We start from the raw sequence: 12,562 nt of genomic DNA, 5'->3' as shown, positions 1-12,562 counted from the left end.
GGATTTCGACTGAACTATGCGGGGAGGCCACGGTGGCGAAACCTTCTACCAGCACCCCCGTCTTGCTCCCCCGCTTCGGCCACTCGCACGGTAGTCAGCGCGCTGTGACCCTGTCAATAGCGATTCGGACTCCCAGTCTCCAGTTCTTGGAAGGCGGTTGAGGCGGCGCGGACCTGCGGTCATGCGGTTCTGATGAACCGTCAATCGGCGAAATCGGACCAACCGGGCACCGCGTGTCACGTAGCGCGAACGCAGCTCGGAGTCCACGCGCGTAGCCCGTTCATCTGGCGGGAGCGAACCCGGCTGAATATTTGGCCGACACGCCGCCACTCGAGTTTCGACCGGTAGGGTTTGGCGCATGACGTCGAATACTGATTTCTCCGACCGATTGGACGCCGAGCTGGCCCGGGCGGCCCGGCTGCAGCCTTATGTGGCCTTCGCGGACCCGCTCGGATCGCGTCGGAATTTCGCCAGGTCCGTCAAGATCTCCCGGGCGCTGCGCGGACCGGTTCCGGCGGCGGCGTCGGTGCGCACCGAGGACACTCGGTTCACCGTTCCCGGGGACGGCCGCGAGATCGGGGTGCGCGTCTACCGTCCCGAGGGGCTCCGGGAGCCCGCACCGGTGCTGGTCTACTTCCACGGCGGGGCGTTCGTCGCCGGGGATCTGGACACCGAGCACGACCGGTTGCTCTCACTGGCCCTGGAGACCGACTGCGCCATCGTCTCGGTCGACTACCGGCGCCCGCCCGAGGCCCCGTTCCCGGCGCCCGCAGAGGACTGCTACGCGGCGGTGTGCTGGGTGGCGGCCGAGGCCGCCCCGCTGGGGTTGGACGCCGAACGGATCGCGATCGGCGGCAGCAGTGCCGGCGGCACCCTGGCGGCCGTCACCGCGATGATGTGCCGGGACCGGCAGGGGCCCACGCCGGTCCTGCAACTCCTGCTCTACCCGGCCCTGGACGACGCCCTGGACTCCCGTTCGTTCCGCCGCTACCCACGCACGTCCGCCTGGCACATCGAGGACAGCCACCACATGTGGCGGCACTACCTGGGCGGGGCCCTGGGCACCGACGACCCGTACGCCGTCCCGGCCCGGCAGGTCGACTTCACCGGTGTGGCCCCCGCCTACGTGCTGGTCGCCGAGGTGGACGCGCTGCGCGACGAGGGCATCGAGTACGCCGCCAACATGCTGCGGGACGGCGTCTCGGTCGAACTGCACCACTTCGCCGGCGCGTTCCACGGCTTCGACGCCGCGGTGCCGCACGCCGAGCTCTCCCGCCGGGCGCTGGCCGAGCAGAGCGCCGCGCTGCGCCGGGCCTTCGCCGCGCACTGAACGCGGAGGGCCCTTGGACCGCCGGCGGGCGGGGCGGTTCCCAAGGGCCCTCCGTCGTGGGCTACTGCGCGGTCCAGCCACCGTCCACACCGAGCGCCTGGCCCGTGATGTAGGAGGCCTCGTCCGAGGCGAGCCACAGCACCGCGGCCGCGACCTCCTCGGGCCGGCAGAACCGGCCGAGCGGGATGTTGCGCAGGTAGAACTCGTCGGCGCCCGGGCCGCGATCGCGCCGGGCCTGCTCCAGCATCGGCGTCAGGACGGGCCCGGGGCAGACCGCGTTGACCCGGATCCCCTGGGGCCCGTAGTCGATCGCGCTGTTGCGGGTCAGCCCGACCACACCGTGCTTGGCGGCGGTGTACGGAGCCGCGTTGAGGTAGCCCACCAGACCGGCTATCGAGGCGACGTTCACCACCGCGCCTCCCCCGCCCTGCTCCAGCATGGCCTGGATCTCGTACTTCATGGACAGCCAGACGCCCTGCAGGTTGGTGTCGGCGATCCGGCGCCAGTCGTCCAGGCCGAACTCGTGCAGCTTTCGCCCGGAGCCCGGCACCCCCGCGCTGTTGCAGGCGATGTCCAGCCGGCCGTGACGTTCCACCACTTCCCGTACCAGCGCGGCCACTTCGGACTCGTCGGTGACGTCGGTGGGCACCGCGAAGGCCCGGCCGCCGCCGGACTCGATCAGCGCCACCGTCTCGGCCAGCGGTTCGGCCCGGCGGCCGGAGACCGCCACGCGGGCCCCGGCCGCCGCGAAGGCCAGGGCGACGGCCTGGCCGATCCCGGTGCCACCGCCGGTCACCAGCACGGACTTGTCGAGAAGGCGCACCACGGCACCCCTTTCACTCGGTTCGTTCACGGAATCAGGCGGTGCGCTTGACCAGTTGCTCCACGGCGTGCTCGATCGCCGCGGCGTTCGGCAGGACGCTCGGCTCCAGCGCCGGGCTCGCCGGATAGGGGACGCCGAGCGAGCCCAGCCGCACCACCGGCGCGCGCAGGTCGTCGAAGGCGAGTTCGGTCACCGCCGCTGCGATCTCCGCTGAGGGCCCGTAACGCACCCAGGACTCCGCCGCGACCACCACGCGTCCGGTCCGGCGCGCGGAGGCGGCCAGCGTGGCGGTGTCCAGCGGCCGCAGCGAGCGCACGTCGACCACCTCCACCTCCAGTCCCTGCCGGGCCAGTTGCTCCGCCGCCGTCAACGCCTCGGGCACCATCCGGGACAGCGCCAACACGGTGGCGTCGCGGCCGGGGCGCACCACCTCGGCCGTCCCCAGCGGCACCAGGTGGTCCCCCTCGGGGACCTCGCCCTCGCTCCGGTAGAGCAGCTTGTGCTCCACCAGGACCACCGGCTCGTCCGACCTCAGCGCGGCGGTGAGCAGGCCCTTGGCGTCCGCCGGGCTGGACGGCATGACCGTGTGCAGGCCCGGAAGGTGGGCGGTCCAGGCCTCCAGCGACTTGGAGTGCTGGGGGCCCGCGTTGATCCCGGCCCCGCCCTGGGTGCGCACCACGATCGGCATGGACACCTGGCCGTTGAAGGCGAACGGGAAGGCCGCCACGCCGTTGGCGATGGTGTCCAGGGCCAGGCAGAGGAAGTCGGTGTACATGATCTCGACGACCGGCCGCAGGCCGCTCATCGCCATGCCGATCGCCCCGCCCACGATTCCGTTCTCGGAGATCGGGGTGTCGAGCACCCGGTCGGCGCCGAACTCGTCCAGCAGTCCGCGGGTCACCGAGAAGATGCCGCCGTAGTGGGCCACGTCCTCGCCGAGCACCACCACCCGGTCGTCGGCGGCCATCTCGCGGCGCAGCGCGTCGTTGAGGGCCTGCGAGTAGGTCATCCTGGTCGTCGTCGTGCCGGTCACCGCCGTGCCCCCTCGTCCCACTTGGCCGCGTACTCGAACAGCGCCTCGGTGTCCGGCCACGGGCTCGCCTTGGCGAACGCCACCGCCTCGTCGATCTCCACCGCCGCCAGCCGGTCGATCTCGGCCAGTTCCTCGACCGACGCGCCGCGCTCCCGCAGGCGCCGGGCCGCGAGTTCCAGCGGATCGGTCACTCCCGCGCCCTCGTCCGGGTCCCGGTAGCCGCCCCGGTCGGAGCTGGAGAAGCCGTTGTTCCGGAAGGTCAGGGCCTCCACCAGCACCGGCCCCTGCCCGTCCCGGGCTCGGGCGACGGCGGCCGACACCGCCTGGTGCACCGCCTCGACGTCGTTGCCGTCGACCACCTCGCCGGGAATCCCGTAGCCGGCCGCCCGCCGGTACAGCTCGGTCTGGTGCGAGTGCCGGTCGAGCCGCACGCTCAGGCCGTACCCGTTGTTCTCCACCAGCACCACGACGGGCAGGCGCCACAGCGCTGCCATGTTCAAGGACTCGTTGAAGGCACCGGAGTTGACCGCTCCGTCGCCGGTCACGCAGAGCGTGACGGCGCCCTGGCCGGCCCGCTTCTGGGCCAGGCCGTGGCCCACCGCGAACAGCAGCGAGTGGCCGACGATGCCGGAGGGGGCGAGCAGGCCGTGCTCGGCGTCGGCGATCAGCATGTGACCGCCGCGGCCGCCGCACTGGCCGTCCACCCGGCCCATCATCTCTGCGAAGGTGCGGCCCAACGGCAGCCCCAGGCCCACGTACTGGGCGTGCGGGCGGTGGGTCGCGGTGACCATGTCGCCGGGTCGCAGCGCGGCGGTGGCGCCGATCCCGGCGGCCTCCTGGCCGATGCCGAGGTGCATCGGGCCGGTGATCAGCCGCTCGGCGACCAGTTCGGCCAGCACCTCGTCCATCCGGCGCAGCACCCGCATCCGCCGGTAGAGCTCGAACAGGTCGATGTCGGGCGAGCTGGGCAGGGGTGACCTGCGCTCCTGCAGGGTTTGCGTCACAGTGCGTTCTCCAGAACGGGGATGGATGCGGGCGGCGCGGTGCGACGGCGGACCGGTTTCACCAGGGCGAGTCCGCCGGCCGCGCCGAGCACGGCGAGGAGGGCGCAGGACCACCAGAGCGCCCACGGCCCGACGGAGCCGTAGAGGAAGGCGCCGACCGGCGGGCCGATCAGCTGGGCGGCGGCATAGGACCAGCCGAAGGCCGCCTGGTACCGGCCCTGGGCGTGCGCGGGGGCGAGATCGGCGATGATCGAGCCGATGAAGCTGGCCGCGCCGATCTCGCCGACGGTCCAGATCACCACGGTGGCCAGGTACTCGAGCGCGGTGTGCGCCAGACCGGTGGCCGCGATGCCCAGTCCGAACACCGCCCAGGAGACGGCGAGCACCACGATCCGGTCGAACCTCTCCAGCCAGCCGGCCAGCGGCGGCTGGAGCACCCCGATCAGCACACCGCTGACCAGGAAGACCGAGCCGTAGACGGCGGAGGACTGACCGCTGTCCTTGATCGCCAGCGGTAGCCCCATGGTGACCTGGGCATTGATCAGGCTGCTGACGATGTTGAGCGCGATCAGCGCGAGGAGCAGCCGGTCGCGCAGCGGTCCGCCTCCGCCTTCCCGTGCGGCGAGCCGGGACCGGGGTGCCGCGATCCGCCCCGGCACCAGGAGGCCGACCAGCAGGGCGAAGCCCGCGGCCGAACCCGCCTGGACGAGGAAGAGCAGGCCGAAGCCGTGACGTGCCAGCACGCCCGCGAGCAGGCCGGCGAGGCCCACCCCGAGGTTGACGGCCCAGTAGATCAGGCTGAAGGCGCGCGGCCGGGAGTCGGCGGGCACCACGGCGGCGACCAGTGCGGCCGCGGCGGGGCGGTAGACGTCGGCGACCACGCCGACCAGCACCGCAGCCGCCAGGATGGCGGGCAGACCGCGGGCCGCGCCCAGGCAGACGATGCTCACCGCACTGGCGGCCAGCCCCGCGACCAGGGCCGCCCTCGGCCCGAAGCGGTCGGCCAGCGCGCCGCCCAGTGGCTGGGAGACCAGCCCGCCCAGTCCGACGGCGGCCAGGACCGTCCCCGCGTCCGAGGTGGACATGCCCTGGTTGCCCAAGTAGAGCACCAGGAAGGGGACCGCCATACTGCCGACCCGATTGACCAACTGGCCGGCGAACACCACCCAAAAACTACGTGGCAGTCCGCCGAAGTGACGGTTTATCAGATTCCTTGTGTTCGCGACGATTTCGCGACCCCACTCCCCCAAGTTACAGCCGTCCGGGCGCGCGGAAGTCGGTGGCGGCAAATTGCCCCACCGGCGGAATCTCTCGTGAGAAGGCCCGAACTTCGGTCCCCTGCACCATACAAGCTGATCGCGGCGGTTCTGAAGTGATCATCACAACAGCGACAACGGGTCAGCGCACCGTTGACAGCACGTCAAGCTCCGTGTTTGCTTCCAGACGTCGATCACGCGTGCGCAGAGCCAGCGGACGAATAGCCGTGAATCCACCCGGCGGCCTTCCCTGCGAGCGATTAGTCGACCCGTTCCCGCCCCTCCCGATAGCCAGCCGCAAGAGAGGCCAAGCCAATTGACTACCCGGCGCGTGGTGCTCGTCGACACCTATGCCCTGTCCCGCCGTCTCGCCACCGCCTTCATCGAGCGCGGTATCGAACCGATCAGAGTCCAGAGCACTGTCGAGGCCCCCACGCTCTACGCGGGTAAGCCGGATCCCAATCCCTATCTGGCCGACTTCGTGCACACCGGGAACGTCATCGAGACCGCGGCCCTACTGGAGCCGTTCGAGCCGCTGGCGGTACTGGCCGGCGGCGAGCTCGGGGTGGAGCTCGCCGACGCGCTGAGCGAGCAGCTCTCGCGGAGCCACCCGGTGCCGACCAACGGGACCGCACTCAGCCGGGCTCGGCGCGACAAGTACGCCATGATCGAGCAGGTCAAGGCAGCCGGGCTGCGCGGCGCCGAGCAGATCCTGGTCCAGGACGAGGAGCAACTGCGCGCCTGGCACGAGCAGTTGGGTGGCCGGGCCATCCTCAAGCCGCTGCGCAGCGCGGCCAATGACGGGGTGTTCTGGTGCGACACTCCCGACGAGTCGGTGCGGGCCTACCGCACGCTCGCGGGCCGCGAGAACATCTTCTCCGAACCCGGTGACGGCGTGGTGGCGCAGGAGTACCTGGTCGGCGCCGAGTACCTGTTGAACACGGTCAGTCGGGATGGCCACCACCACGTGTGCGACATCTGGAAGACTCATCGGATCAGCGCCAACGGCAAGCGCGACCTGGCGGTCGCCTGCCAGCTGCTGCCCCGCCGCGGCGAGGTCCAGGAGTCGGTGGTCGACTACGGCCTTCAGGTCCTCGACGCGCTGGGCATCGCGCACGGCCCGGCCCACGTGGAGATCAAGCTGACCCCGCAGGGCCCGTGCGTCATCGAGGTGGGGGCCCGGATCTCCGGACTCGACCTGCCCGGGTACACCCAGGACGCCACCGGTGAGTCGCAGATCAGCTGGACCGTCGACGCCTTCACCGACCCCGGGCGGTTCCTGGCCCGCCACCAGGAGGACTACCGGATGCGCCACAGCGTCGCCTGGGCCGGCCTGGTCTCGCCGGTCAAGGGCCGGCTGCGCGGCTACCGCGGCCTGGACGAGGTCCGGGCGCTGGAGAGCTTCCGCGAGCTGCACGTGATGGTTCAGCCCGGCGGTCCCATCTCCCCGACCATCGACGACTCGACCTATCCGCTCGCGGTCTCCCTCGCGCACGAGGTGGACGAGGTGCTGCTGCGCGACCTCGGGACCCTGCGCTGGCTGGACGGGCACGGCTTCTACGACGTGTCCGACGCCGCCACCGCGGAGGCGTCCTCGTGACCACCGCCACCGCGCTGATCGTCGAGCCGGGCTCGTCGGGCGTCGGACTGGTCGACGCCGCCCGCCGGCTCGGCCTGCGCCCGCACGTCTTCGACCGCCGCGACCGGAGCGAACTCCCGCCTCCGGTACGGGCTGTGCTGGACGCCCAGGAGGCGGACTTCACCCGCCTGGAGATCCGGGACGAGGAAGCGGTGGTGAGTGCCGCCGGCTCCCTCCACCACCGTACACCGCTGGCCGCCGTCATCCCCGGCTACGAGTACGCGGTCGAGACCTGCGCAGTGGTCGCCCGCAAGCTCGACCTGCCCGGCATCGACCCGGTGGCCGCGCGCGGGCTGCGCGACAAGCGGCTGATGAAGCAGACCCTGGCCGAGGCCGGGGTACCGGTCGCGGCCGGGACGGCACTCGAACCCGGTGACGACGCCGCCGCCGTCCTCGCGGCCGTCGGCACCCCTGCCGTCGTCAAGCCGGTGAACGGTTCCGGCAGCCAGTTGGTCCGCCGGGTCGACTCGCTCGCCGACCTGCGCGAATACCTGGCGGCCGTGCACACCCGGGCCCATGTGGACCTCGGTCAGGTGATCGCCGAGCGGCTGTTGGTCGAACGGTACGTCGCCGGGCCCGAGTACAGCGTCGAGGGCTACCTGCGGCAGACCGCCGAGGGCCCGGTCGTGCACGTCCTGGCGGTCACCGCCAAACAACTGGGCCCCGAGCCCGTGTTCGTGGAGACCGGCCACGTGGTGGAAGCCCCACTGCCCGAGGCCACGCGGGCCCAGCTGGTGGCCACCGCCGAACGGGCGGTACGAGCCCTCGGCATCACCGTGGGCGCCTTCCACCTGGAAGCGCGGCTGACCGCGACCAGTCCGGTGGTGATGGAGGTCGGCGCCCGGCTCGGCGGCGACCGCATCCCGTGGCTGGTCCAGCACGCCCGGAGGTTCGACATGTGGGAGGCCACCGTCCGCTCCCACGCCGGCCTGCCGCAGCCTCCTTCCGATGACTCCGCCCGGTCCGCCCGGCATGCGGCCATCCGCTTCTTCACCACCGAGCGGCCGGCCCGACTGCCCGACCCCGCAGACCTGGCAGCCCGACTGCAGGAGATCGAGGGCTGCTGGGAAGCCGAATCGACCACTGCGCCGGGCGCGCTGCTCACCCGCAAGCGACTTCCGCGGACGCTTCGGCTACGCGCTGCTGGTGGCCGACAGCGGAGCTGAGCTGGCCGAACGCCTGGCCCAAGTGGACGGCCGGCTCCGCGCGGCCCTGCGGATGGAATGACCGGGTTCGTCATGTCCGATGTGCTGTCACGGTGTCGTCATCCGGCGGTTCCGAGCTGACGGTGTGCCGATTCGGAGCTGCGGTCCAGGCGTGCCGGGTCGGGGACCAACTGCACCGCGTCCCACCGGGTAGCGGAGGAGCCATGCGAAGTGTCGGCCGGGCTCGCCGAGTTCACCGTCGGCGTGGGTCGATGACTCCCGTTCGGGAGACGTGGCGGGAGCTGGTCACTCGAACGGGAGTGGGCGCGGTGAGGGGTGCAAGGCGGCCGGAGATCCGTCCGGCTTGCGGACTCCAAGCCTGCACGGTCAGGCGGAGCGGCTGGGAGATCCCAGCAGCCCATAACTCGGGGTTATGGTCGATTCCGGCCAAGTGGCAAGCGAGTTGGGGCTAGGCAAGCCAGGGGAGGACCCTCTACGCTCACCGGCGTCCTGTGGTGGCGGGAGCACCGCGCGACTCGCAATGCGCTCTCTCGTGCCCAGGAGGCATCTGATGCTCCAACGTTCCCGCCTGCTCGTGGTCGCGGTAGCGGCCGCGGCGTTCCTTTCAGGCGGCACAGCCGGCTTTGCCGCTCCCCTGCCTGCCCACCCGTCCACCGGCCGTCAACTCGCGTCGCCCGCCCGGCAGCTGCACCCCGACAACGCCGGCGGCGGCCTGGACGCCACCGATGACGGTGGTGATCCGGACGACCCGGTCGCCGGGTCCGCCCAGTTCGCCGCGGCACGAACGGCTCCGGCCGAGACGGTTTCCGGCGCCGCGCTCGCCGACGGCGCGGCCGCGGGTGACCGGCTGCCGTTCCGCGGCGGCACCTGGTCGGAGGTCACCAGCGGCTCCGCCAACAGCGAGACCCCCGGTTACGCCGATCCGAACTTCTCCGACTACGGCTCCGGTTGGGGCCTGGTGACCGGGCGGGCGTCCGCGCTCGCCACCGACGGTCCATGGGTCTACGCCGGGTTCGCCGACGGCGGCGTCTGGCGCTCCAACGACGCCGGCAAGACCTGGACACCGGAGTTCCAGAACCAGCCCACCGAGTCGATCGGCTCGCTGTGGGTGAATCCGGCCGACCACTCGTTGTGGGTCGGCACCGGGGAGGCCAACACCAGCGCCGACAACTACACCGGTCAAGGCGTCTACCGGTCCACCGACCACGGCAGGACGTTCCAGCGGGTCGGCGGTTCGGAACTCCTGAATGCCCAGGTCGCAACGCTGACGACGAACGGCACGTACGCGTTCGCGGCGACCAGCCACGGCCTGTGGCGGCACCGGCTCACCGGGCGGCTGGACGAGCCGTGGCAGGCGGTGCTCTCGCCGGACCCGAATCCGGGCAACGACCCGACCCGCACCTCGATCATCTCGAGCGTCACCGTCCGCCCGGGCACCCACGGAAACACCGTGCTGGCCGCGCTGGGCTTCCGGAGCGGCACCCCGTACGACGGGCTCTACCTGTCCACGCGGGGCGGCGCACCGGGGTCCTTCCAGCGGATCCAGCCGGCCGGCCTGGACAACTCGGACATCGGCCGGACCAGCCTCGACTACGCCCCCGACGGCAGCGCCCTGTACGCGGTGATCCAGTCACCGGCGTACCTGGCCGGCAACCGTCCCGCGCCGATGCAGTCCACCGCGCTCAAGGGCGTCTACAAGTCGGCGGGCGGCGACCCGAACGGGCCGTGGACGCTGGTCGCGGACGCGAGCACGCTCGGCAGGTCCGGATCGGCGCAGGCGTTCCCGTCCAGCTACGAACCGGGTGTCGGCTCCTGGTACAACCAGTACGTCAAGGTCGACCCGCACAACCCCCAGCACGTCTACGTCGGCCTGGAGGAGATCTACGAGACGAGCGACGGCGGAGCGACGTGGCGCACCGCCGCGCCGTTCTGGAACTACACCCTGCCCTGTTACGGAACGCCGGCGGGCTGCCCCCCGACCGTGCACACCGACCAGCACGCCATCGCGACCAGCGACGACGGCACCCTCTACGTCGGCAGCGACGGCGGCGTCTGGTCCCGGTCCGGGTCCGGCGGCACGCCTGCCGGCTGGCAGGACCTCAACGCCGGGCTGCACACCCTCCAGTACTTCTACGTCGGCGCCGGTCGCGACCCCCGCGCCCGCAACGGCGGTGCCGCTCTCTGGGGAGGGCTGCAGGACAACGGCGGTACCGTGGTGCCCGGCGGCTCGCGCAACGTGATCCAGCCGTTCGCGGGCGACGGCGGCGACGTCATCGTCGACCCGAACAACGCCGACCGCGCCGCGCTCGAGTACGTCCGCGGCGACATCACGGTGACCACCGACGGTGGCCGCTCCGACGGCACGACCGCGGCGTTCCGGGAGATCAGCCCCAGCTGCCAGATCAGCGCCCCGATCCCGAACTGCGATCCGAACATGCAGTTCATCGCGCCCTTCACGGCCGACCGGGCGAACCCCGACCACTGGGTCAGCGCCGGCCGGTACGTGTGGGAGACCCAGCAGGGCTTCGACACGGTCTGCTCGGCGGCGGCCGGGAGCTGCGACTGGAAGATCGTCCACGACCTCGGCGCAACCGCTTCGACCACCGCCGTCGAAGCGGACAACGGCGTCGACTACGTCGGCTGGTGCGCTCCCTGCAGCCCGTCGGACGACAACGGAGACGGCTTCAAGAGCGGCATCGCCACCGACTACGGCGGCACCTGGCACACCGTCACGGCACCGAATCTGCCGAACCGGTACATCACCCGCCTGGTCAGCGACCCGGCCGACCCGGCGCACGTCTACGCCGTCTTCGGCGCGTACTCGGCCAAGTGGATACCCGGCGCCGGCACCGGGCACGTCTTCGAGTCACTCGACGGCGGCGCCACCTGGCAGGACATCAGCGGCAACCTGCCCGACCTGCCGGCCGACGCGCTGGTGATCGCGAAGGGCCGGTTGATCCTGGCCACCGACCATCTCGTCTACACGGCGGACGCCGACGACCCCACGCACTGGGCGCGACTGGGCCGCGGTCTGCCCAGCTCGGTGGTGACCGACCTCACCCTGCTGCCCTCCGGTGACGCGGTGGTCGCCGCCACGCACGGCCGCGGTCTGTGGCGGCTCGACCTGCCCAGGTGATCCCGGCTGCCACCCGGCTCCGGCCCCCGGCGCGAGTCCCGTGGACTCGCGCCGGGGGCTGCTCGCCATCGACGCCGCCCTGTCAGGCCGCCCGCTGCTCCAGGCTGTCCGTCCGTTCGGCGAAGGTCACCACCGGTACCGGAGGGCGCGGTCACGGCTGCTCACTCACGAGGTCGGATGCAGCTCCAGGGCACAGCACTTGGGACCACCGCCCGCCTTCAGGAGCTCGGGCAGGCGAAGCGGCACGGGAACGAAGCCGTCCGCCTCCAGCTGTGCCGCCAGGCCGTGCGCCGCCTCGGGGAGCAGCACGCGGCGGCCGTCGCTCACGGCGTTCAGTCCCAGCACGGCCGCGTCCTGCCCGGTGGCCAGGATCGCCCGGGGGAACAGTGCGTGCAGGGTGCGGTTGCTCTCGGTCGTGAAGGCCGCCGGGTAGTACATGACCTGGTCCTCGCTCAGTACGGCGAGTGCCGTGTCCAGGTGGTAGTAGCGCGGGTCGGCCAGGGACAGGCTCACCACCGGTCTGCCGAGGATCAGCTCCGCCTCGCGGTGTGCGGCGGTACTCGTGCGCGGCCCGGAACCGGCCAGGATCCGGCCGCCGATCGGCAGGAAGTCGCCCTGGCCCTCGCTCGGTAACGCGGCCGTGGTCGGCCGGTAGCCGGCGCGCCGGAACCAGGCCCGGTGGGCCGCCGCCTCGGGGGCTCGCTCGGGATGCCGGAACCGGGCCACCAGGACGCGCCCGTCCGCGACCGCGGCTCCGTTCGCGGCGAACACCATGTCCGGCAGTCCTGGTTGCGGCGTGATGGTCTCGACTTGGTGGCCCAACCCGCGTAACGCGCGGCGCAGGGTCTCCCACTGCCTCAGCGCGGCCCCGGTGTCCACCGGGTGTGAGGGATCCATCCACGGGTTGATGCTGTACGTCACGGCGAAGTAGGTCGGCGGGCAGAGCAGGTAGCGGCGCCGGACGGCGGTACGGGTCGGGACGGCGGGGGTCGTGGGCATCAGCTGCTCCAAGGTGCTCGAGGCCCGGACCCGGTCGCGGCTCGCCGTCGGCGAGCCGGCGCCTGGCCCAGCGTGTTCCTCACTCGGACGGCTGCCCAGCCGCCACCGTGGGAAACGCGCGGTACCCGTGGCACGCCTCCTGCGAGAGCACCGCCCGGGGACCACGTCGCGGGTAC

Annotated in this window: 9 protein-coding genes; 4 read left to right on the top strand and 5 right to left on the bottom strand. The window is 71.9% G+C overall.

The features are described 5' to 3' along the window. Window positions 1-358: 358 nt before the first annotated feature. Window positions 359-1,330, top strand: a complete 972-nt coding sequence (locus LN042_RS02910; RefSeq protein WP_230048161.1) for an alpha/beta hydrolase — start codon at window positions 359-361, stop codon at window positions 1,328-1,330. 61 nt (window positions 1,331-1,391) lie between these two features. On the opposite strand, the gene LN042_RS02905 is transcribed toward LN042_RS02910, so the two are convergent. Genes LN042_RS02905 through LN042_RS02890 form a run of 4 tightly spaced genes read right to left on the bottom strand, consistent with a single transcriptional unit; the run spans window position 1,392 to window position 5,353 of the window. After that, the gene (locus LN042_RS02905; protein WP_230048160.1) at window positions 1,392-2,153 is read right to left on the bottom strand and encodes an SDR family NAD(P)-dependent oxidoreductase; all 762 of its coding nucleotides are present in this window, start codon (window positions 2,151-2,153) and stop codon (window positions 1,392-1,394) included. 34 nt (window positions 2,154-2,187) lie between these two features. Further along, the gene (locus LN042_RS02900) at window positions 2,188-3,162 is read right to left on the bottom strand and encodes an alpha-ketoacid dehydrogenase subunit beta (protein ID WP_230048159.1); all 975 of its coding nucleotides are present in this window, start codon (window positions 3,160-3,162) and stop codon (window positions 2,188-2,190) included. Between the two features lie 20 nt (window positions 3,163-3,182). After that, window positions 3,183-4,190 (bottom strand): thiamine pyrophosphate-dependent dehydrogenase E1 component subunit alpha, encoded by a 1,008-nt coding sequence (locus tag LN042_RS02895; protein WP_230048158.1) that lies wholly within the window; start codon window positions 4,188-4,190, stop codon window positions 3,183-3,185. Beyond that, window positions 4,187-5,353 (bottom strand): MFS transporter, encoded by a 1,167-nt coding sequence (locus LN042_RS02890; RefSeq protein WP_372495666.1) that lies wholly within the window; start codon window positions 5,351-5,353, stop codon window positions 4,187-4,189. Before LN042_RS02890 ends, LN042_RS02895 begins: the two co-directional genes overlap by 4 nt. 409 nt (window positions 5,354-5,762) lie before the next feature. Between LN042_RS02890 and LN042_RS02885 the strand changes: the two genes are divergently transcribed. The 3 genes from LN042_RS02885 (at window position 5,763) to LN042_RS02875 (ending at window position 11,387) form a co-directional block, all read left to right on the top strand. Then, window positions 5,763-7,046: an ATP-grasp domain-containing protein gene (locus tag LN042_RS02885; RefSeq protein ID WP_230048156.1), complete on the top strand. Its 1,284-nt coding sequence runs from the start codon at window positions 5,763-5,765 to the stop codon at window positions 7,044-7,046. After that, window positions 7,043-8,251, top strand: a complete 1,209-nt coding sequence (locus LN042_RS02880) for an ATP-grasp domain-containing protein (protein WP_230048155.1) — start codon at window positions 7,043-7,045, stop codon at window positions 8,249-8,251. The genes LN042_RS02885 and LN042_RS02880 overlap by 4 nt, the downstream gene beginning before the upstream one ends. Window positions 8,252-8,801: 550 nt before the next feature. Continuing rightward, the gene (locus LN042_RS02875; protein WP_230048154.1) at window positions 8,802-11,387 is read left to right on the top strand and encodes a beta propeller repeat protein; all 2,586 of its coding nucleotides are present in this window, start codon (window positions 8,802-8,804) and stop codon (window positions 11,385-11,387) included. 165 nt (window positions 11,388-11,552) lie between these two features. Here LN042_RS02875 and ddaH read toward each other — a convergent pair whose 3' ends face one another. Then, window positions 11,553-12,386 (bottom strand): dimethylargininase, encoded by an 834-nt coding sequence (ddaH, locus tag LN042_RS02870; RefSeq protein ID WP_230048153.1) that lies wholly within the window; start codon window positions 12,384-12,386, stop codon window positions 11,553-11,555. Window positions 12,387-12,562 lie beyond the last annotated feature (176 nt).

Source organism: Kitasatospora humi (assembly GCF_020907985.1).
GTDB classification, from domain to species: domain Bacteria; phylum Actinomycetota; class Actinomycetes; order Streptomycetales; family Streptomycetaceae; genus Kitasatospora; species Kitasatospora humi.
This window is presented reverse-complemented; position numbering and strand designations above follow the sequence as displayed.

What these genes read in the sequence shown, in the direction of transcription:
- ddaH (WP_230048153.1), bottom strand. Translation starts at nt 12,386, where the DNA reads ATGCCCACGACCCCCGCCGTCCCGACCCGTACCGCCGTCCGGCGCCGC.
- LN042_RS02910 (WP_230048161.1), top strand. Translation starts at nt 359, where the DNA reads ATGACGTCGAATACTGATTTCTCCGACCGATTGGACGCCGAGCTGGCC.
- LN042_RS02875 (WP_230048154.1), top strand. Translation starts at nt 8,802, where the DNA reads ATGCTCCAACGTTCCCGCCTGCTCGTGGTCGCGGTAGCGGCCGCGGCG.
- LN042_RS02900 (WP_230048159.1), bottom strand. Translation starts at nt 3,162, where the DNA reads ATGACCTACTCGCAGGCCCTCAACGACGCGCTGCGCCGCGAGATGGCC.